The 22,166-nt window shown below is 34.3% G+C and carries 23 protein-coding genes; 22 read left to right on the forward strand and 1 reads right to left on the reverse strand.

Annotation, left to right across the window (positions count from 1 at the left end):
• Positions 1-14: 14 nt before the first annotated feature.
• From ACYUJ6_RS04150 to ACYUJ6_RS04240, 19 genes are all read left to right on the forward strand, one after another.
• Positions 15-2,624 (forward strand): penicillin-binding transpeptidase domain-containing protein, encoded by a 2,610-nt coding sequence (locus ACYUJ6_RS04150; RefSeq protein ID WP_461845435.1) that lies wholly within the window; start codon positions 15-17, stop codon positions 2,622-2,624.
• 155 nt (positions 2,625-2,779) lie between these two features.
• Positions 2,780-3,412 (forward strand): septum site-determining protein MinC, encoded by a 633-nt coding sequence (minC, locus tag ACYUJ6_RS04155; RefSeq protein ID WP_461845436.1) that lies wholly within the window; start codon positions 2,780-2,782, stop codon positions 3,410-3,412.
• Positions 3,413-3,789: 377 nt separating this feature from the next.
• Positions 3,790-4,587, forward strand: a complete 798-nt coding sequence (minD, locus tag ACYUJ6_RS04160; protein ID WP_461844594.1) for a septum site-determining protein MinD — start codon at positions 3,790-3,792, stop codon at positions 4,585-4,587.
• Between the two features lie 12 nt (positions 4,588-4,599).
• On the forward strand, positions 4,600-4,866 hold the full coding sequence (gene minE / locus ACYUJ6_RS04165; RefSeq protein WP_461844595.1) for a cell division topological specificity factor MinE: 267 nt from the start codon (positions 4,600-4,602) through the stop codon (positions 4,864-4,866).
• A gap of 76 nt (positions 4,867-4,942) precedes the next feature.
• Complete coding sequence (gene rodA / locus ACYUJ6_RS04170) at positions 4,943-6,064, forward strand: rod shape-determining protein RodA (protein ID WP_461844596.1); 1,122 nt, start codon at positions 4,943-4,945, stop codon at positions 6,062-6,064.
• 13 nt (positions 6,065-6,077) lie between these two features.
• Positions 6,078-6,455 carry a methylglyoxal synthase gene (gene mgsA, locus ACYUJ6_RS04175; protein ID WP_461844597.1) on the forward strand — a complete coding sequence of 126 codons (378 nt, stop codon included), beginning with the start codon at positions 6,078-6,080 and terminating at the stop codon, positions 6,453-6,455.
• Positions 6,456-6,627: 172 nt separating this feature from the next.
• The gene (locus tag ACYUJ6_RS04180) at positions 6,628-6,990 is read left to right on the forward strand and encodes an endopeptidase (protein WP_461844598.1); all 363 of its coding nucleotides are present in this window, start codon (positions 6,628-6,630) and stop codon (positions 6,988-6,990) included.
• An 18-nt stretch (positions 6,991-7,008) separates the two neighbouring features.
• A complete protein-coding gene (locus ACYUJ6_RS04185; RefSeq protein WP_461844599.1) occupies positions 7,009-7,854 on the forward strand; it encodes a M50 family metallopeptidase in 846 nt (281 codons plus the stop codon).
• A gap of 142 nt (positions 7,855-7,996) precedes the next feature.
• Positions 7,997-9,850 carry a TIGR03960 family B12-binding radical SAM protein gene (locus ACYUJ6_RS04190; protein ID WP_461844600.1) on the forward strand — a complete coding sequence of 618 codons (1,854 nt, stop codon included), beginning with the start codon at positions 7,997-7,999 and terminating at the stop codon, positions 9,848-9,850.
• A complete protein-coding gene (locus ACYUJ6_RS04195; RefSeq protein WP_461844602.1) occupies positions 9,819-10,532 on the forward strand; it encodes a TIGR03936 family radical SAM-associated protein in 714 nt (237 codons plus the stop codon). The genes ACYUJ6_RS04190 and ACYUJ6_RS04195 overlap by 32 nt, the downstream gene beginning before the upstream one ends.
• Before the next feature lie 34 nt (positions 10,533-10,566).
• Complete coding sequence (locus ACYUJ6_RS04200; protein WP_461844603.1) at positions 10,567-12,003, forward strand: Rne/Rng family ribonuclease; 1,437 nt, start codon at positions 10,567-10,569, stop codon at positions 12,001-12,003.
• 131 nt (positions 12,004-12,134) lie between these two features.
• The gene (rplU, locus tag ACYUJ6_RS04205) at positions 12,135-12,449 is read left to right on the forward strand and encodes a 50S ribosomal protein L21 (protein WP_461844604.1); all 315 of its coding nucleotides are present in this window, start codon (positions 12,135-12,137) and stop codon (positions 12,447-12,449) included.
• A 2-nt stretch (positions 12,450-12,451) separates the two neighbouring features.
• Positions 12,452-12,778 carry a ribosomal-processing cysteine protease Prp gene (locus tag ACYUJ6_RS04210; RefSeq protein ID WP_461844605.1) on the forward strand — a complete coding sequence of 109 codons (327 nt, stop codon included), beginning with the start codon at positions 12,452-12,454 and terminating at the stop codon, positions 12,776-12,778.
• Between the two features lie 4 nt (positions 12,779-12,782).
• A complete protein-coding gene (gene rpmA / locus ACYUJ6_RS04215; RefSeq protein WP_461844606.1) occupies positions 12,783-13,085 on the forward strand; it encodes a 50S ribosomal protein L27 in 303 nt (100 codons plus the stop codon).
• 176 nt (positions 13,086-13,261) lie between these two features.
• Positions 13,262-14,536, forward strand: a complete 1,275-nt coding sequence (gene obgE / locus ACYUJ6_RS04220) for a GTPase ObgE (protein ID WP_461844607.1) — start codon at positions 13,262-13,264, stop codon at positions 14,534-14,536.
• A gap of 25 nt (positions 14,537-14,561) precedes the next feature.
• Entirely contained in the window at positions 14,562-15,173 is a 612-nt protein-coding gene (gene nadD / locus ACYUJ6_RS04225; protein WP_461844608.1) for a nicotinate-nucleotide adenylyltransferase, read from the forward strand.
• Positions 15,174-15,205: 32 nt separating this feature from the next.
• Positions 15,206-15,781, forward strand: coding sequence for a bis(5'-nucleosyl)-tetraphosphatase (symmetrical) YqeK (yqeK, locus tag ACYUJ6_RS04230; RefSeq protein WP_461844609.1), 576 nt, complete (start codon positions 15,206-15,208; stop codon positions 15,779-15,781).
• A gap of 117 nt (positions 15,782-15,898) precedes the next feature.
• Positions 15,899-16,279 carry a RidA family protein gene (locus ACYUJ6_RS04235; protein ID WP_461844610.1) on the forward strand — a complete coding sequence of 127 codons (381 nt, stop codon included), beginning with the start codon at positions 15,899-15,901 and terminating at the stop codon, positions 16,277-16,279.
• 109 nt (positions 16,280-16,388) lie between these two features.
• The gene (locus ACYUJ6_RS04240) at positions 16,389-17,288 is read left to right on the forward strand and encodes an RluA family pseudouridine synthase (protein ID WP_461844611.1); all 900 of its coding nucleotides are present in this window, start codon (positions 16,389-16,391) and stop codon (positions 17,286-17,288) included.
• A gap of 71 nt (positions 17,289-17,359) precedes the next feature.
• Here the strand turns inward: ACYUJ6_RS04240 and ACYUJ6_RS04245 are convergent, their stop codons facing one another.
• Positions 17,360-18,574: a serine hydrolase gene (locus ACYUJ6_RS04245; protein WP_461844612.1), complete on the reverse strand. Its 1,215-nt coding sequence runs from the start codon at positions 18,572-18,574 to the stop codon at positions 17,360-17,362.
• 273 nt (positions 18,575-18,847) lie between these two features.
• On the opposite strand from ACYUJ6_RS04245, the gene ACYUJ6_RS04250 reads away from it, so the two are divergent.
• From ACYUJ6_RS04250 to selD, 3 genes are all read left to right on the forward strand, one after another.
• A complete protein-coding gene (locus ACYUJ6_RS04250; RefSeq protein ID WP_461843530.1) occupies positions 18,848-20,221 on the forward strand; it encodes an ISNCY family transposase in 1,374 nt (457 codons plus the stop codon).
• A 203-nt stretch (positions 20,222-20,424) separates the two neighbouring features.
• Positions 20,425-21,045 carry a helix-hairpin-helix domain-containing protein gene (locus ACYUJ6_RS04255; RefSeq protein ID WP_461844613.1) on the forward strand — a complete coding sequence of 207 codons (621 nt, stop codon included), beginning with the start codon at positions 20,425-20,427 and terminating at the stop codon, positions 21,043-21,045.
• 64 nt (positions 21,046-21,109) lie between these two features.
• Entirely contained in the window at positions 21,110-22,144 is a 1,035-nt protein-coding gene (selD, locus tag ACYUJ6_RS04260) for a selenide, water dikinase SelD (RefSeq protein WP_461844614.1), read from the forward strand.
• The last annotated feature ends 22 nt before the right edge of the window (positions 22,145-22,166 follow it).

The raw sequence follows: 22,166 nt of genomic DNA on the forward strand, positions 1-22,166 counted from the left end.
CGCTCATAATAGTTATGGTGACTATATTTGCTACTATCGCTGGAAGGCTTCTCTTTCTCCAGGTGGTAAAAGGCCAGGATTATAAGGAACAGTCAAACAATAAGTCCATAAGAGAAATTCCGGATATAGCTCCAAGGGGGAAAATCTTGGACAGCAAGGGCAGTATTTTGGCTACAAGTACCCAAGGATATATGCTGGTATATAACAAGACAGATGAAAGTGATAAAGTTTTTTTCACTACCATGAGCAAGGTATTCAAAATCCTTGATGAAAGCGGTGAAAGTCAGCAGGATGATTTTGAGCTTAAGATAAATCCCTTTAGATTTGAATTCAGAAGCGATGATGAAGCTACCAGAAAGGCACTTGAAATTAAATTTAAAAGGGACAGAGGTTTAAACGATGAAATAGAAAAGGATATTAAAAGCAGGAACAAAAATATATCCGATGATGAACTGAAAAGTCTGGTAAATAAGAAGCTTTTGACAATATCGGCAGAGGATACTTTTAAAAAGCTTGTAAAGCAGTATAATATCAGCAGTGCCTATTCACTGGAACAGCAGAGAAGATTTATGATTGTGAAGGATACCTTGAAGATGCAGAGCTTTTCAGGATATAAACCTGTAACAGTAGCCAGTAATATAAAAAAGGAAACTGCTTTTAAATTTTTGCAGATGTTAAATGAACTTCCGGGAATAGATGTGACCACACAGCCTATAAGATCCTATCCCAATGGAGATCTGGGATCTAATTTTATAGGATATATATCAAAGATATCCTCTGATTATGAAAAGTATACGGAAAAGGGGTATGATGTAAGCAGTGACTATGTAGGCCAGGCGGGAATTGAAGGTGCTCTTGAAGATAGGCTTAAGGGCTCAAAGGGTGGTAAAATAGTAAAACTTAATAAAAATGGAAGAATAACTGAGAATCTTGGCCAAAGAGATCCTTATCCCGGACAGACAGTACAGCTTACAATAGACAAGGATGTGCAAAAGGCAGCGGAAACTTCTCTTGATAATGCGCTTGCAGGTCTTAGAGCCAACCCGTATCAGAGAGGATCCAATACTTCAAATGCTACAAGAGGCACTGCAATTGTAGTCAATGTAAATACCGGAGCAATAGTGGCTCTTGCCCAGGTACCACGGTATGATCCAAATTTGTTTGCCGTGCCTGGAAGGCTTTCATCTGAAATGTATAATGAATATTTCAGCCCGGATTTGGGGCAATTTGGGAAAAATTATATTGAGTCCCGGGGAATTACGGCTAATTACCCGGGGGAAAGTGAAGATGATGTATTGAATACTCTTTTCCCCATTGACAAAAGTATAAAAAACAATACTACAATAAGACAGGATGTATACGACATATATCCAAAACCTTTTTATAATTATGCAACTCAATCACTGATACCTCCTGGTTCTACTTTCAAGCCAATGACAGCCATTGCAGGACTTGAAACTGGAGTTATAACTCCTGGTTTCTCTTTGTATGATAATGGAACCTTTGATCAAGGAGGAAAAACCTTAAATTTTGAGCTGGATGGTCCAAATGGAGTTGTGAATCTTATAACTGCCATAGAGAAGTCCAGTAACCCCTATTTCATGACGGTGGCGGAAAAGCTCAGGAACGCCTTCGGAGATGATATTCTGGCCAAATATGCATGGAAGTTCGGCCTTGGCATAGCTCCCAACAGCAGTGTGAAGCCCGCTACGGGGATAGAGATACCGGAGAAGTTTGGACAAGTATATAATACTGTATCCAATAAAAATACCTATGCAAGTACCTATCTTTGGAAAACCATGTCCGTACTTAAAAGTGGACAGGATGATTACGGGCACAAGGTGGTTGCCATAGATTTATATGATAATAATAATGATTCAAGTCAAGTTAAGGAGACTAAAAATAATATCAAAACATTGATAAAAAATTCCATAAAAGATGGAAGCAGTGCTTTTGACAAGGCAAAATACAGGGAATTGTTTTCGGAACTTGCAAAAGAGGATCCAAATAATAAAAAAGACATCAGTGACAGCCAGATGGATAACTTAATCAATGTAATATACAGCATAACTATTTCAGATGCCAATGCCCAGCTGAAGGTGCCTGCAAACATAGAAAATGCTGCCATAGGCCAGGGATTGAATCAATTTACGCCTCTGCAGATAGTGAATTATGTTTCCACTATTGCCAATGGCGGAACCAGATATAAATTACATTTGGTAGATAAATATCTGGATGCAGATGGAAAGCTTATTGAGAAAGTTAATCCCGAGGTTATAGAAAAAACCGGGGTTAAACCTGAAAATATAGAAGCCGTTAAAGAGGGAATGGGTGCCGTTAATGAAAAAGGTACGGCGGCAGCTGTATTCAGAGGATTTCCAATAAGTACCGCAGGTAAAACAGGTACTGCCCAAAGCCTGGGCAATCAGGAACAGGTGGGAAGGACTGACTATGCGGAGTATGTTGGATTTGCTCCCCTTGATAAACCTCAGATAGCCGTATGCGTGGTCTTGTTTGATGGAGGTCAGGGAGGAATCGGTGCAGCACCTGTAGCCAAGGATATTTATACAGCATATTTTGGATTAAATAGCGGTACTGCCAATACTGCTGGACAAAATAAGTAATGAATGCAATTTGCGGATAGAATATTCTATTCGCAAATTTTATGTCAATAATAATTCAGCATAAACATTTTATTTTAGAAATAAAGATGAAATTCAAGAAGGATTTATACGAAAAATGTTGAAATATTATTAGGAGGTGACTTATGGAGGCGAATATGATAGATAATAACATAATAATTAAAGGTAATAGAGATGGAATAAACTTAATTATAAATATGAATAAGTTCAAGGACTTTGAGGAAATGCTGGAGATTTTAGTTAAAAGGCTTTCAGCTGGCAAGATGTTTTACAAGGGATGTACCATTAGAATAACTACTGAATTAAAATACATAAATGAAAGACAGTTTGCCAAACTTAAAGATATATTGTTTGAAAAATTTTTAGTAAAAGATTGTATATTTGAGGACAGCAATGAAAAACCCAACAAAGTATTTTCTGGAATCTATGAAGGAAGAACAAAATTTTTAAGAAAGACAGTAAGAAGTGGACAAATTATAAATTATTCGGGAAATATAGTTGTAATTGGGGATGTAAATGCCGGTTCTGAAATATATGCAGGCGGTAACATAATAGTTTTCGGATCACTTAGAGGATATGCCCATGCTGGATTTGGGGGCAACTCCAAAGCCATAGTTGCGTCAATTTGCCTTCAGCCGGAAATGCTACAAATTGCAGATATAGTTACCAGATCACCTGAGGACAATATCAAACCTGAATATCCAGAGATAGCCAGGATAAAAGGGAATATAATAATAGTGGAGCCATATCTCCTAAATAAATATGTCTAGAAATATTGGAGTCTTCAATTTAAATCATTTCAAAGTTGAATTTTAATCATTAGTGAAAAATATTGTTTATTATTTTTGAACTGATGATTTTTTGTATTACACAGCCAACACTGTGGCTTTCCTGATTATTGACGCATATGAGATAAGCAGAGATGGACAATCTGAGAATCCCATATGATTGCTGATAAGTACTGTTTATGGTAAATAAGTGCTTATTTTTTTACAATATGTAAAGTTTAATAATATTATGGATTATTTTTACTATGTTTAGTATAATATCTTATAGGTGGTTTTTATTATTTAGTTGTTTACAAAAGGCTGTATTGTTTATATAAAGAAAGTATTTGTGCAATCGAGTATTTAAAGGAGGCAGTGTAATGGGAGAAGCAATTGTGGTAACATCAGGTAAGGGCGGAGTAGGAAAAACTACTACTACAGCTAATATAGGTACTGGATTAGCTGCTTTAGGCAAAAGTGTGGTTGTAGTAGATGGAGATACAGGCCTTAGAAATTTAGATGTACTCATGGGTCTTGAAAATAGAATAGTATTTACTCTACTGGATGTAGTTGAAAATAAATGCAAGTTAAAGCAGGCTCTAATAAAAGACAAGAGACTTGACAGCTTATATCTTTTGCCTACAGCACAGACCAGGGATAAAGAGGATGTAAGCCCCCAGCAGATGATGGATCTAATCTATGAATTAAAAAAGGAATATGATTATGTAATAATAGATTGCCCTGCTGGAATTGAACATGGTTTTGAAAACGCCATAGTAGGAGCAGACAGAGCGCTAATCGTGGTGAATCCAGAGGTGACTTCCGTAAGGGATTCTGATAGGGTCATAGGGAAGCTTGATGCTGCCGGACTGGAAAATCATCAGCTTGTAATAAATAGATTAAACTATAGGATGACTAAAAATGGAGATATGCTGGATGTAAATGATATATTGGATAGTCTGGCTATAAAACTTATAGGTGTAGTGCCGGATGACAGGAATATAACAATTTCCACTAACAGGGGAGAACCAATAGTGCTAAATGATAAAGCTATGGCAGGACAAGCTTTTAGAAATATATCCAGGAGAATTACAGGAGAGAAAATACCTATAATGGATTTAAGTGCCGGGCAAGAAGGATTTTTTTCATCAATAAAAAAATTATTTGGTATTAAATAAGGGGGTAAGAGAATGGACTTGTTCAAGATATTCTCCAGAGCGTCTTCCAAAGATGTAGCTAAGGAAAGGTTAAGATTAATACTAATACATGATAGATGCGATATGTCTGAGGAGTTGCTTGAAAATATAAAAGAAGATATACTCAGAGTACTCTCAAAGTACATGGAGATAGACTGCTCCGAAATAGATGTGAAGATGACAACACCAGAGGAAATAAAGGGAAACTCAGCTGCTCTTGTGGCCAGCATACCTATAAAAAAAGTTAAAAACAATAGATGACTATTGATAATTTATACATAGTTTTTTTATTCCTCTGTGGTATAATCATTATAGTTATATTGGAGGGATATATATAATGCTTAAAAAATTTACTATAAGCAGGAAGCTTTTAAAAGAACTTGATTTTCCCATAATTGTTACTGTTATAATTGTATGTTTATTTGGCAGTTTGAATATTTACAGTGCATCTCATATGAGCTATGGTTCCTATTATTTGAAAGCACAGCTTATTTGGATGGTCATAGGGCTTGTTTTGATGTATTTGATACTTTTAATAGATTATTCCATTATAAAAGATTATGCTCCCATAGTCTATTGGTTTGGCGTATTTTTACTTGTACTTAATTGTATTCCGTATTTTCAGTACACGGTAAATGGAGCTTCCTCATGGATTAAAATAGGTGGTATTTCCATGCAGCCTTCTGAATTTGCCAAGGTGGGAATTATTTTAATGCTGGCAAAGCAGCTGGATGATATGGAAGGAAATATTAACAATGTGAGGAATATTGTTAAACTTACGGTATATGCTCTTATTCCCATGGCTTTAATTGTGAAGCAGCCTGATATGGGAATGACTATGGTATGTTTTTTTGCTGTTCTTGGAATATATTTTATATCAGGATTAAATTTTAAAGTCATATTGGGAGGATTTCTGGGACTTACAGCTCTGGGAACAATTGCCTGGAAGTCATCACTTATAGAATATTATCAAAAGATGAGAATTGTATCTTTGTTCAATCCTGAACAATATGAGGCATCTTATTCACTGCAGGTCACCCAGTCAAAGATAGGAATTGGCTCAGGAGGAATTTTGGGGAAAGGGTTTTTAAAGGGTACCCAGATTTCAGGAGGTTATATTCCAGAATCCCATACTGACTTCATATTTGCGGTGGTAGGGGAAGAATGGGGACTCATAGGGTGTTTGACATTGATAATATTTTATATAGTTATAGTGTACAGGGCTATAAAAATAGCTAAAGAGGCTAAAGATATTTTTGGAACCATGGTATGTGTTGGTATAATATCCACCATGTTATTTTCTATTTTTCAAAATATAGGTATGACTGTGGGTCTGCTGCCTATAACGGGTATTACATTGCCTTTTATGAGTTATGGGGGAAGTTCCATGCTTTCAGCTTTTATAGAATTATCCTTGATTTTGAATATAGGTATGAGAAGAAAGAAGATTAATTTTTAAGGGGATAGATATTATGAGGATTGCTTTTATAGCACATGATAAAAAGAAAGATGATATTGTGGATTTTGCAAAGAGATATAAGAATGTATTTAAAAATCATGAGATATTTGCTACAGGAACTACTGGAAAATTAATAAGTGATATGACCGGCATAAAGATACACAGGTTTCTTTCAGGTCCCATGGGAGGAGATCAGCAAATAGGGGCGAGAGTGGCACAGGGAGATATAGATTTGGTTATATTTTTAAGGGATCCGCTGACGGCTCAGCCTCATGAGCCGGATATTTCTGCCTTGCTCAGAATTTGTGATGTACATTGTGTGCCGCTGGCTACTAATCTGGGATCTGCAGAAATATTTGCAAAGGCCTTGAGGGAGTACAGTGAAGGTTAATTGGTTAAACAAGGGACTTAATGCTGAAATGTTTTAATTTTAGTATTAAGTCCCTTGTTTTATTAAAATTACAGAGGAATTCATAGGCGGATAAAATGGACGCAGTCATAAATGAGGAGATTTTTAAATATATATTAAATATGTATATTATAAAAAAGGAGGTTTCATTAAGGTGGGGCATTATGATTCAGAGTATGAAAAATATTATAATTCCCTAAAGGGAAAAGTAAATCATTCACCTTATTATAATAAATTGTATGATAGAAATAATTCTCATGCTGAAAAGGCAAATTATTTAAGCAGAAGAATTATAAGAGATTTGACTGGAGCTTTAATTTTATTTGCATTTATTGCAGTTTGTAAATTGGTTTCAACCACTGAAAGTAAAAATGTATATAATTATTCCAAAAAAGTTGTAAGTGAAAATTATGATTATAGTAAATTAAAAACTCAGATAAAAAATATAAATATAAAATATATTGGAGACAGGGCTAAAAGTGTAATTGAACAACTTAGAGTAGATGAGAAAAATTAAATTCCAAGAGGTATTTTTGTGATTAGGATGAGTAAATATTTTATTCCCTATGTAATATTTTTAATTGCCATAGGTTATAAAGGACAGCTTATTTGTACGTTTATAGTGGTCTTTTTTCATGAAGTGGTTCACTACCTGGTGGCCAGGCATTATAAGTTCTCTGGGTTTGATATAGAGTTTATAGCAGTTGGAGCTACTATAAAGCTTAAGGATATAGACGAGGCATTTCCAAAAGAAGATTTGGTAATTTCAGCTTCCGGTCCGGCTGCCAATTTGATTTTCAGTATATTTTTTTATTATATATATAGAAGTTTTGACTGGAATCTCTGGTATATGCTCTTTTCCGTAAATTTAGTCATAGGTATGTTTAATTTGATTCCGGCATTTCCACTGGATGGAGGAAGAATACTGAGAAGCATTTTAAATTTAAAAATCACTTACAAAAAAGCTAATAGGATAATGATGATTGTAAGTATATTTATAGGAATAATACTTATGTTTTTTTACATGTTTTTATTTCTCAATGGAAATAGCAGCTTTAATATTGGAATAATAGGAATACTTGTAGTAATGTCATCTTTAAAAGAAAATGAAAGGGTATCGTATATAATCATGGGAGATATTATAAAAAAGAAATGCAAGTTTATAAAAAGGGGCTATATTGAAAACAGGAATTTATCAATATATTATAAACAGGATTTACTTACAGCTATGGGATTGTTTGATAAGAGCAAATACAATATATTTACGGTGCTGGATGAGGAAATGAAGGTAATGGATATACTTTATGAAGAGGAGATAATAGATGCATTAAAGCTGTATGGGAATATAACCATAGAGAAATTTATGAATATAAACAGATAGGGTACAGCAATGATCTTTAAAATAAGATTATTGCTGTACTTTATTTAGTGCAAGCTGTTATTTAAATAAATGAACCTATGTGTTTCAAATTATTTATGGTTATGCTAAAATATAGGGATGATATCTAAGAGGAGGATTTTTAATGAATAGAATTTCTGACAATATATTATTTAAGGTGGAAAAGCCTGCACGTTATATTGGAGGAGAAATGAATTCTTATATAAAAGATAAACATAAAATAGATATTCGAATTGCATTTTGTTTTCCCGATGTTTACGAAGTAGGTATGTCTCATCTTGGTATGAAGATACTATACTACATATTAAATGAAAGAAAAGATACTTATTGTGAAAGAGTTTTTGCACCCTGGCCCGACATGGAAGAACTTATGAGAAAAAATAGTATAGCACTTTATGGGTTGGAAAGCAGGGATCCTATAACAGATTTTGACTTTATAGGTTTTACTCTTCAATACGAGATGAGTTACACTAATATCTTGAATATGCTGAATTTAGCGGGATTGTCTATTAGAGCATCTGAAAGAAGAGAAGATGATCCCATAGTTATATGTGGAGGGCCCTGTGCCTATAATCCTGAACCTCTTTGGGATATAGCGGATTTGTTTACTATAGGGGAAGCAGAAGAACAGATAAATGAAATCATGGATCTTTATAAAATGTATAAAGGGAGAAAAAGAGAATTTTTGAGAAAGGTATGTCATATAAAAGGGGTTTATGTGCCGTCCCTTTATAAGGTAAGCTATAATGAAGATGGTACTATAGAAAAGTTTGAACCTTCTTATGAAGATGTACCGGTTAAGGTTACCAAGAGAATAATAAAAAATTTCAATGAGGTGGCATATCCGGATAAACTTGTGGTGCCATTCACTGATATAGTACATGACAGAATATTTTTGGAAACCTTCAGAGGATGCACAAGAGGCTGCAGGTTTTGTCAGGCCGGCATGATATACAGGCCAGTGAGAGAAAAAAGCACATCTAAATTGTTGACACAGGCAGATAAGCTTATAAAAAGTACAGGGTATTCGGATGTATCTCTCACTTCTCTCAGTATATGCGACTATTCGGATTTGAAAAATTTAGTATATGGTTTTATAGAAAGATATGAGAGGGATAAGGTGGGAGTATCCCTTCCATCTCTCAGAATAGATTCTTTTTCTGTGGAACTTATAAATGAGATACAAAAAGTTAGAAAAACCGGGCTTACCTTTGCCCCAGAAGCAGGAAGCCAGAGAATGAGGGATGTAATAAATAAAGGTGTTACAGAGGAGGATTTAATGGATTCTGTAAGCAGTGCCTTTAAATCAGGATGGTCTACTATAAAGCTGTATTTTATGATAGGACTTCCCTATGAAACTATGGATGATATAAGGGGAATAGCGGATTTATCCGAGAAGGTGGTAAAAGAGTATTATAAGGTACCCAGGGAAATAAGAAAAAAGGGATTGAAGGTAAATGTAAGTACATCCATATTTGTACCTAAGCCCTTTACACCTTTCCAATGGAATGCTCAAATAAGAATGGAAGATGTTAAAGAGGAAATCAAAACAATAAGGGAATCCATAAAGAGCAGGAATATAGTGTACAATTGGCACGATACCCCGCTCAGTTATTTGGAGGCTGTATTTGCAAGAGGTGATAGAAAAGTCTGTGATGTATTAATTAAGGCTTATGAAAAAGGAGCTAAATTTGACAGCTGGTCAGAATATTTTAATTTTGGAATATGGGAAAATGCCTTTAGAGAATGCGGTGTGGACGGGGATTTTTATGCCTTTAGGAATAGAAGTTATGATGAACTGCTTCCCTGGGACTTTATAGATACGGGAGTCAATAAAAGCTTTTTAATAGAGGAAAATGAAAAAGCTAAAAATATTCAAGTAACTCCGGACTGCAGATTGGGATGTAAAAATTGCGGCGTTAATATTAATTTAGGGGGTAAATGCTTTGAGGGAGCAGTATTTAATAAAGTTCAGTAAGGGAGAGAATATAAAATTCATAGGACATTTGGATTTAATGAGGGCTGTACAGAGAATGATAAAAAGATCAAAAATCCCTGCAGAGTATTCTAAAGGATTTAACCCACATATAAACATGTCTATAGCACAGCCTCTTTCAGTAGGAGTTTATTCCTGCGGGGAATATATGGATTTGTATTTGGAACAAAAGGTTTCGGAAGAAGAAATAATGGATAAATTAAATGTCAGTGCACCAGAGGGAATAAGGGTATTAAAGGTGAACAAGGTAAGAAATGCCGAAAACAGAAAAGTATTTAAATCCATGGCAGAAATAAGTGCAGCTGAATATTTAATAAGCATGAAGTATAATGATACTGGCAAATTAAAAGAAAACATGAATGACCTGATGAAAATGGATCACTGGTATGATTTAAAAAAGACTAAAAGAGGAGAGTGTGAAGTGGATATAAAAAGGCTGGTAAAAAATATGGAATATACTGTACATGATGATAAACTGGTTTTAAATATCCTGATTTCCAGTGGAAGTGTAGAAAACCTATCTCCTCGGCTTTTAGTTCACTTCATCCAGGATAAAACTGAAAATGCAGATAAAGAAGATTTTGTTGATATAATGAGGAAAGAAATGTATGGAAAAATAAAAGGCAAGTTAATTCCACTTAATGAATATGTAAATTATATATGACAGAAAATAATTTTCAGGGAAAGGAGATTTATTCTTGAAAGAAATATTTGTTGAAAGAAATACAGGGCTGTTACGAATTGCTATAAAAGAGGGAGAAGTTCTAAAAGAATGTCTTATGGAAGAACAAAATGGAAGTGCCTATCCTGGGGAGATATACAGCGGTGTAGTGAGAAATATAGTTCCTGCTATAAAATGTGCTTTTATAGATATAGGATGTAGTAAAAATGCCTATATGTATATGGACAACAAGTTTAGAAATCTTAATCTAAAAAAAGGAGAAAAAGTTCTGGTTCAAGTGGTTAAGGAAAGCTATGGAAAAAAAGGAGCCAAAGTTGTAAAAAATATAAGCATACCGGGAAAATACTGTGTTCTGGATGATTTTATCAGGAATATACAATTTTCAAAGAAAATAAATGACATTAGTTTCAAAAGGCATACAGCTGATAATATAAAAGTACCTGAAGGTGTGGGACTGATGGTGAGAACCGATGCCCAAAATGTGGATTCAGGTATAATAGCTAATGAGATGAGTAAATTATATGAATGTTATATGGATATAAAAAAGAGAGCACAGTATTCATTAAAGCCGGCATTGATATTTGAAAGCGGAGGAATACTGGGGGAAACTCTTAGAGACAAGCTGAATCATGATAATTTTAAAATATATGTAAATAATAAAAAAGACTATGTATACATAGAGGAGTTTTTAAAGTGCGTAAGTAATGTGGATGTGGAACTGGTTTTGCATAGGGAGAAGGTAAATCTGTTTTCATACTATGATTTGGAAAAGAAAATATTGAGACTGCGAAATAGCAGAGTGGAATTGAATTGTGGCGGATACATAATTATAGACAGAACTGAAGCCATGTTTGTAATAGATGTGAATTCAGGTAAAAATGTAAAAAACAACACTATGGATAAGACAGTGCTTGCTACTAATTTACAGGCTGCAGAAGAAATTGCAAGACAAATAATACTTAGAAATTTAAACGGTATAATTTTGATAGATTTTATAGATATGGATGAAGAAGAGAATAGAGAAAAGGTGTTAAGCAGATTAAAATGTGGTTTTTTAAATGACAAGAATAAAACTGTAATATATGATTTTACACAGCTGAATCTGGTGCAGATAGCCAGAAAGAGAAAGGGAAAACCCATATATGATTATATAGAAGAAAATTGTACATATTGCAGCGGAACAGGCAAAAAAATAAAGCTGTCCTACATGGAACTGCTTATTGGAGATGAGATTTTAAATATAAACAGGGAGGAAAATATAAAAAATATTCATATTCAGATGGGTCTGTGTTATAAAAAAGATGTGGATAAAGATGTGAAGGAATTTGTAAAAAAAATAGGAGCTGAAAATATGGCAGTTTATATTACCTATGATGAAAAATTATCATATAAGCTGGAACCTCTTGTATTTGACAGTCAGCTTCAGGATCTTAAAATGTTTAAAGTCAATTGAAAAAACTTTACAAAGGAAAATATATGTGCTAAAATGACACCTGTAGACCGCTCAAAAAAGGTTTTATAAATTATGTGGAAAATATTTTACATATACCTTTTAGGCGAGACTGGATTGAGGAGGTGTTTTGGATGTATGCAGTTGTAGCAACTGGAGGAAAACAGTATAAGGTTTCAGAGGGAGACGTTATCTACGTTGAGAGACTGGAGGCTGAAGTGGATTCAACAGTTGAACTTGATAAAGTACTTATGGTAAGCAAGGATGACACAGGGTTGGTTATTGGGAAACCTGTGGTTGAAGGAGCTAAAGTAGATGCAAAGGTTCTGGCCCAGGGAAAATCTAAGAAGATTATAGTATTTAAGTATAAAGCCAAGAAGGATTATAGAAGAAAACAGGGACACAGACAGCCTTATACAAAATTGCAAATTGAAAAAATTAATGCATAATTATGATTAGAGCAGTATTTAAAAAGAAAGGCTGTAATTTAGTTTCAGTTTCACTCCAGGGTCATGCGGAGTGGTCAAAACAAGGATATGATTTAGTTTGCAGTGCAGTTTCAGCTGTATCTCAAAGTACTGTAATCGGGATAACGGAAGTATTGAAATTGAATCTCGATTATTCTATAAGAGATGGATTTTTGAATTTTTCATTGGAAGATATGAAAGAGAAAGATATTTTAAAATGTCAGGTACTTGTGGAAACTATGTTATTTGCTTTGAGGAGTATGGAAATTAACTATAGTAAATATATAAATGTAAAAATTGAGGAGGTGTAGTTGTATGTTGATTATGAACCTTCAGTTGTTTGCTCATAAAAAAGGAGTAGGTAGCTCAAGAAACGGTAGAGATAGTGAATCCAAGAGACTTGGAGTTAAATCTGCAGATGGACAATTCGTTTTAGCTGGAAACATATTGGTAAGACAAAGAGGAACTAAAATCCATCCGGGAAATAATGTTGGCAGAGGATCTGATGATACTTTATTTTCAAAAATTGATGGTGTGGTTAGGTATGAGAGAATGGGAAAGGCTAAAAAGAAAGCAAGTGTATACCCTTTAGAGGTAGAAGAGTTAGTAGCTGAATAGTGTTATTAAGGCACCCTGACGAAAGGGTGCCTTTTTAAAGCTTTTATGTTTTTATAACGAAGAATTTATTTGGAGTTACAGCAGTTCTTGAGCTGTCATATTATAAAATTGACAGGTTTAGAAATGCTGGCCATGGGTAAAGATATATACATACAATGGAAGGGAAGTGATTTGAGATGTTTGTAGATACTGCCAAGATATTTGTAAGATCAGGAGATGGCGGTGATGGAGCTGTTTCATTTAGAAGAGAAAAATATGTACCACTGGGAGGACCGGATGGCGGAGATGGCGGAAAAGGCGGAGATGTTATACTTGAAGTAGACAATAATATGACCACACTGCTGGATTTTGCATATAAAAAGAAATATGCCTCTGAAAAAGGCGGAAATGGTTCCGGATCCAGATGTTTTGGGAAAAATGGAGAAGATCTCTATATAAAGGTACCTCTTGGTACAGTTATAAGAGATGTAAGCAGCAACAAGATAATGGCGGACTTGTCTCATCAGGGTGATAGATGTTTAATAGCAAAAGGTGGCAGGGGTGGAAGAGGAAATGTGAGGTTTACCACTTCTGTAAGGCAGGCACCGGATTTTGCTGAGCCTGGAATGCCGGGAGAAGAGAGATATATAAGTCTTGAATTAAAGATATTGGCAGATGTGGGTCTTGTGGGTTTTCCAAATGTAGGCAAGTCCACTCTCTTGTCGGTGGTTACCAAAGCAACACCCAAAATCGCAAATTATCATTTTACAACGTTATCGCCTAATCTGGGAGTGGTTAATGTGCCGGGAATGCAGAGCTTTGTAATGGCAGATATACCGGGTATAATTGAGGGAGCAGCAGAAGGCATAGGCCTTGGAACAGAATTTTTGAGACATATTGAAAGAACCAGGATTTTGATACATGTGGTGGATATATCAGGTATAGAGGGAAGAAATCCTTTTGAGGATTTTGTTAAAATAAATGAAGAGCTGAAGAAGTATGATGTAAAGCTTTGGGATAGGCCTCAGATAATTGCTGCAAATAAATCAGATATGCTGTATGATGACAAATTATTTGAGAATTTTAAAAATGAAGTGGGTAAATTAGGATACCACAAAGTTTTTAAAATATCTGCAGCTACGAAAAAAGGGATAAAGGAACTTATGCAGGAAGCTGCAAAGATGTTGGCTTCAATACCTGTGACAGATATTGAAATAAATGAAGAAGATAGATTTATACCGGAGGAAAAGAAATTTACATATAGTATAAGAAAAGAGGAAAATGTTTATATAGTTGAAGGAAGTTTTGTTGACAGGCTGCTAGGCAGTGTAAATGTAAATGATCCTGATGAATTGAGATATTTTTACAAGGTGTTGAAAAATAAGGGAGTTATTAAGGAATTAATGGATAGTGGAATTAAAGATGGAGATGTAGTCAGGTTGAATGATTTTGAATTTGACTATGTTATGTAATTTATAAATAAATGGGGAGAAACAGATGATTAAAAAAGCTATTTTTGGAGGAACTTTTGATCCAATACACATTGGACATATACACATAGCTTATGGAGCACTGTATGATTTGAAGCTGGATAGTATAGTGTTTATGCCAACAGGTAATCCACCTCATAAATTAAAAGAGAATGTAACAGATGCTTTATTAAGATATGATATGGTACGGAATGCTATTAAATCAGAAAGTAAATTTACTGTAAGTGATTATGAAATAAATAGACCCAATTTAAGTTATACCTATAATACTCTAGAATATTTTAATAAGTTGGAAAAACAAACTCAGTGGTATTTTCTCACTGGGATGGACTGTTTAATGGATGTTGAAAATTGGAATAAAGTAGAAGATATCTTTAAGTTGTGCCAATTTATAGTGTTTAACAGACCGGGATTTCCTACATTTACAATAAAAAATATAAAAGAGCAAAAGAAAAAGATTGAAGAAAGGTATTCTACTAAAATTATATATTTAAATGCACCACTTTTGGACATCTCATCTACTACTATAAGGAACAGTATAAGTGAAGGAAAAAATGTGGATTATCTTTTGCCGGGAAATGTTTCACATATTATTAAGCAGCTTGGTCTTTACAAGTGAAATTTATAATTTTTATTTTGGAGTGATAAATGATGTGGAATGAGGAACAGATTATAGAGTACTTGAAAGAAAAGTTAAAAAAGAATAGATATGAGCATAGCTTAGGTGTAAGGGATACAGCTGTAAAGCTGGCGGAGATTTATAATGATGATGTTAAAAAGGCCAGGACAGCAGGACTTGTTCACGATTGTGCCAAATATATGTCAAATGAAGAAATATTGTCTATAGCAGAAGAAAATCATATCTGTATAGATGAAGTATCCAAAGTAAATCCTCAACTTTTGCACGGTAGTATTGCTGCTGTAATAGCAAAAAATATTATGGGGATTTATGATGAAGAAATATTGAATGCCGTAAGATACCACACTACGGGAAAGAGAAATATGAGCAGTTTAGAGAAAATAATATATATTTCAGATTATATAGAGCCTCTAAGAGACTTTCCAGGGGTAGAAGATCTTAGAAAAAAGGCTTTTACGGATTTAGATGGTGCTATGCTGGATGCCTTTAACAATACCATAAAGGTTGTAATAATGAGAAATCAATTACTTCATGTAAATACAATTCAAGGCAGAAATTATTTAATTTACAGAAGTATGCAGGAATAAATTCATTAATATATTTTTTTATAAAAATATTCAGCATAAAGGGTAAAAATTTGGTATAATAGTGTTGTTGTATACTACTAAGGAGTATCATCTATTAGATTTTAGGAGGTCTTTATTGTGGAAAAAAATATAATAAGTACAAAAAAAGCACCAGGGGCTGTGGGACCGTATTCACAGGCTGTCAGAGCTGGAAACCTTTTATTCACGTCAGGACAAATCCCACTGGATCCGGCAACTGGAGAATTGGTTTCAGGTGATGTTAAAAAAGCAGCAGCCAGATCACTTGAAAATATAAAGGCATTACTTGAAGAAGCAGGTACATCTTTTGATAAAGTTGTTAAGACCACTGTATATGTAAAGAATATGTCAGATTTTGCAGCTGTTAACGAAGTTTATGCAAAATATTTTCAGAAAGATATGCCGGCAAGATCCTGTGTAGAAGTGAAGCTTCCAAAAGATGCATTGGTGGAAGTAGAAGTAATAGCAATAGTAGACTAAATAAAACACAGCTAAAGAGTGAACTTTTAAAAGTTCACTCTTTAGCTGTTAAAATTGATTTTTGTCTTGCAGAAGTATTAATACAGGTGTCTGGGGAAAGGAACATTAGATGGAAGAAAATAAAATAATATTTAAAGTAACACATGAAGAAGAAGGATTAAAGTTAAGGGCATATTTAAAAAAGGTTCAAAGACTTTCCAGCAGACTTATAAAAGGGGCAGCTTTAAGCGGAAGACTGGAAATAGATCATAAGAGGGTGAAGTTAAATCATATAGTAAAAGAAGGAGAAAGTATATCTTTAAATCTTATAAAAGAAGAATCTCAAAATATAGAACCTGAAAAAATGGATATACAAGTGGTATATGAAGATAAGGATATAATAGTTGTAAATAAAAAACCTGGTATAGTAGTTCATCCTACCAGAAGTTATCCCAATGGAACTTTAGCCAATGGTCTTCTTTACTATTTTCGGGAGAAGGGGGAAAATTGCATAGTTAGATTGGTGAGCAGGCTGGATATGGATACCTCGGGTCTTATAATAGTAGGAAAAAATCAATTTGCCCATATGTGTCTGGCAAGGGATATGAAAAGTGAAGATTTTCAAAAAAGTTATATAGCTGTTATTCATGGAAAAATGGATGCTCAGGAGGGAATAATAGATTTACCCATATATAGGGATGGGGAAGCTGGAATAAAAAGGGTTGTAGATGAAAGAGGACAGAGAAGTATAACCCATTACAGGGTGATAGATGATTTTAAGAATGATCAATTGTTAAGGCTTACGCTGGAAACCGGAAGGACTCATCAAATCAGGGTTCACCTAAGTCACCTGGGGCACCCGCTGTATGGAGATACTCTATACGGATTAGAGGATGATAACCAGTATATAAAAAGACAGGCACTTCATGCTTATAGACTTAAATTTCCCCATCCCAGAGGAAATAAAATAATGGAGCTGGAATCTGATATTCCTCAGGATATTATTGAGCTAATAAGAAATATAAGGTGAAGTTTTAGATATTTAAAATATCTAAAACTTTACCTTATTTCTGTATTTATGTCTTTGAAAAATATTCTTGTTTAGAATATATATTTTTTTATGGTAAAAACAGCTATGGCAGTTAAAAATGCTATTACAGCTGGAATTATATATTTGTTTTTTAGTATCATGTTCTCAATGACATCTGAATTCAATATTTGTTTTCCATCGTGGCTAATTCCGCTTAAGAGGTTTAATTTTCCTATATTCTTCCCTTTGAAGTATATGGTGGCCTTATTTACTACATCTCCAGCTTTAAAAAGCTTAAAGGATAGATTTTCATTTTTCAACTTTAAATCGGGAGTGGATTTATCATCTTTTTCCTTTACATAATAGAAGTTGGAACCTGCAATTAAAGGAACGGAAAGCTTATTTTTATTGTAAGTTGTAACTACATCTCCCTTTGAATAAAGTTTTACCAATTGAAAGTTGTTAAATCCGAAGTTAAATAAAGATATTGAATCCGGGAAAAAAGTTTTATTTTTGTCATGAACCAAAGCTACAATAAGTGTTTCACCATTTCTGGTGGCTGCTGCTACATATGAGTGAAGAGATTGAATGGTATAACCCGTCTTGCCACCTTCACATCCGCTATAGTAATACATTGACTGCTTTTGTATAAGCTTATTCTCATTCCATACAGTCCTTGGCTGCGTAGATTTATTAGTAGGCGCAATTGTGTAAGACAAGGTAGTGGCAATCTTTGAATACTCAGGGTTTTTACACAGTTCTCTCATTATAAGAGATAGATCTTTTGCAGAAGTTTTATGGTTTTCATTAAATAAACCAGTTGGATTGATAAAATTTGTATTTTTTGCTCCCAGTTCTTTTGCTCTGGAATTCATTTTTACTGCAAATTTATCCAGTGAGCCGCTGATATGTTCTGCCAATGCTTCTGCACAATCGTTATCAGAGGCCAGCAATAATCCATATAACAGATCTCTTACAGTTAATTCTTCACCGGGGTAGAGACCTAGCCTGGTCCCCTCTACAGCTGGGGGATTTTTTCCAACTACTACTTTGTCATCTAAATTTGTATTTTCCAGTGTTAAAAGTGCAGTCATCACTTTGGTGGTAGATGCTGGAGGATAAGCAGAATCAGGGTTTTTAGCGTATAAAACTTCACCGGTTGCTGCATCCAATATGACTGCGCTGTCAGCTGAAACAGAAGGAGGTGTTTCTTTAGCATAAACATTATATGAGTTGCCTGAACAAATAAGTAAAAGCAGTAATATAAATGTAATTGTTTTTTTCATTTTTTCCTCCTTTGAGGTTATCTTTAAATATTATATCAAAAAATAATATAAGTGACAAAATTTTTTAAAATATGTCAATAATTTAAATTATAACCTTAAATATATTTCATTGCAAATTACAGTTTATATTGAAAGAGGAGATTATGATTGATTTGTGATAATGTCTTAGTATACCATTTGCGATTATGTCCCAAATAAATAAAAAATAATGTTAGAATATACCTCATGACAATAAGAAATGAGGTGGACATAATTAGAAAGGTAGAATTAAGTATGAAAGAAGATTTTAAATATAAGATTATTAAAAAATTAGTAGAAACCAATGGTAATAAGAAAGCTGCTGCTATTCGTCTTGATTGTTCTGTTAGACATGTGAATAGAATGGTAAATGGATATTGTGCTAAGGGCAAGGATTTCTTTGTCCACGGGAATAAAGGCCGCAAGCCTATCAATTGCTTTTCAGAAGAGACTAGACGTAAAATTATTGATTTATATCAAACTAAATATCATGGAGCAAACTTTACACACTACTCTGAGCTTTTAGCTGCTTATGAAGGCATTTCTATTGCTCCTAGCACTATTAACACAATCCTTATGGCTGAACATATCATATCTCCCAAAGCCTGTCGTGTTACGAAAATGAGGGTGAAAATGGAATTACTAGAGAAACAAAAAAGTTCCAATTTATCCACAGACGATAAGTTAGAAATTGATAGATCCATTATTGCTATTGAAGACGCTCATCCGCGCCGACCACGTTGTGCTTACTTTGGTGAAATGATCCAGATGGATGCATCTTTACATCTTTGGTTTGGAAACACTAAATCCCAGCTCCACATAGCCATTGATGATTCAACTGGTGCTATTGTTGGCGGGTACTTTGATGAACAGGAAACCCTGAAAGGATATTACAATGTATTGAATCAGATTCTTGTACAATACGGTATCCCATATATGTTATTCACTGATCGAAGAACTGTATTTGAATACAAACAAAAGAAAGCTCCAACTACAGAGGAGGATACCTTTACACAATTTGGATATGCCTGCAAACAATTAGGTATTGAAATTAAAACTAGTAGTGTCCCTCAAGCAAAGGGTCGTGTAGAACGCCTATTCCAAACATTACAATCACGATTACCCTTAGAACTTGAGCTAGCAGGTGTAACAAGCCTGGAACAGGCAAATGAATTCTTGAATCACTACATAAAAGAATTCAATACCAAATTTGCTCTTGAAATCAATCATACCAAATCTGTGTTTGAAAAACAACCATCTATTGATAAAATTAATTTAACACTTGCTGTTTTAGCAGATCGTAAGATTGATTGTGGACATTGTGTAAAATTCAATAATAAGTATTATAAACTTGTTGATGCCAACAACCATCCTATTTACTTTAGAAAAGGTACTGATGCCTTAGTTATAAAAGCCTTTAATGATGGTTTATACGTCAGTGTAGGCAATAAAATATATGGTTTAGAAGAATTACAGGTTCATGAAACTAAGTCAAAGAATTTTGATTTTGTAGAAGATAACCCTAAAAAACATAAGCGCTACCTGCCACCAATGAGTCACCCTTGGAAGCAAGCATCATTCCAAGCATATCTAGAAAAGCAAGCGCATAGGGCAAGTAAGACTTGCTAATGTTAATTTAAAATAAATAGATTCAAAAACGACCTCTGCATTTTTTTAAAAAAATATCAAGCAGTAGGTATGTTTAGTGTACCTAAAATTAGGACTTAAAATAAGTAGAGCACCAATTGATTATTGGTGCTAATGTTTCACTTATTTTGGGACATTTTCGAAAATGGTTGACAATTACAGTTTATATTGAAAGAGGAGATAGAATGAAAAACAAAAAAAAGATAATAGGGTCAATTGTAATTCTTGCCGTGTTCTCTCTGTTTTTAATAGCGGGGTATATCAATTCCAGACCGGTGGAAATAAGTGAAAATAGCAAGGATATATTCAGTGAACAAGATACCGCTGAAAATCATAAGAGTGCTGAAAACAGCAATTATACCAGGGAAATAACTGTCTATATAAATGGCCAGGTAAAAAATCCAGGAGTGTATAAATTGAAGGACAGCAGCAGGGTGGAGAATTTAGTAAAAGCAGCGGGCGGGTTTACAGGTGAAGCTGACAGCTATAAATTAAATCTAGCCAAGAAATTAAAAGACGAAGATTATATATATGTGGACAGCAAAATATCAAAGGATGAAGTAAGCACTCAGTCCATGTCAGGTTCTTCAGGCAGTCAAACAGAAGGAAATGGTAAGGTGAACATAAACAGGGGCTCTAAAGAAGAACTGAAAACTATACCTGGTGTAGGGGATGTAACTGCACAAAAAATAATAGATTATAGAGAACAAAATGGAGATTTCTCCTCTGTTGAGGATTTAAAAAAGATAGATAGAATAGGAGATAAGACTTTGGATAAGATTAGAGATAAAATAGATATAAGATAGATTGTTTATTCAAAAATGGTGCAGGATATTATATAATTATAGAGAAAGAACGGGGGTGGTATTTATGACATACAAGAAATTAACAGAACTTACCAGAACTTCTGGGTGAGCTGCAAAAATAGAGCCGGGTACTCTTTCGAAAATATTAGATAAATTGCCTAAGATGGAAAATGAAAATTTAATGGTGGGAATAGAAACTTCAGATGATGCAGCAGTTTATAAGTTGAATAATGAAACAGCAGTAATTCAAACCCTGGACTTTTTCACTCCGGTAGTGGATGATCCCTATACTTTTGGACAGATAGCTGCAGCAAATTCCCTCAGTGATATATATGCCATGGGGGGAAAGCCTACAGTGGCACTTAATATAGTTTGTTTTCCCTCCTGTCTTCCAATAGAGGTACTTGGAGAAATACTAAAAGGAGGAGCTGACAAGGTCATTGAAGCAGGGGCAGTAGTAATAGGCGGTCATACAGTTGATGACAATGAGCCTAAATATGGATTGTCTGTTATGGGAATAGTGCACCCTGATAAGGTGCTTAGAAATTACGGCTGTAAAGTAGGAGACAGGGTTATATTGACTAAGCCTCTGGGAACAGGTATAATAAGCACTGCCATAAAAGGCGGCATTGTATCCAAGGGAGCCTATGAACAGGCAGTCAAGGTTATGTCGGCTTTGAATAAATATGCAGGAGAAATAATAACTAAATATAATGTAACTGCTTGTACGGATGTAACTGGTTTTGGAATTATGGGACATGGATATGAAATGGCATCTGCATCCAATGTAACAATAAAATTATATGGGGATAAAATTCCATATATAAGGGAAGCAGAAGAATATGCAAAAATGGGCATTATTCCAGCAGGTGCATATAAAAATAGAAAATATATTGAAGGTAAATACAGTATAAAAGGTATTCCGGAATGGATGGAAGATATATTATTTGATCCTCAAACTTCTGGAGGACTTTTATTCACCTGTTCTAAAGAAGAAACTGAAAAAATTATGAGTGAGTTGTTGCAGCTTGAAATCACACCTTCTGTAATAGGTGAAATTGTACCTTTAAAGGGAGAAAAATATGTAGCAGTTCAGTAATCAATTAAATTGAAGAGGAAGT

This window comes from Clostridium sp. JNZ X4-2, from assembly GCF_054889485.1.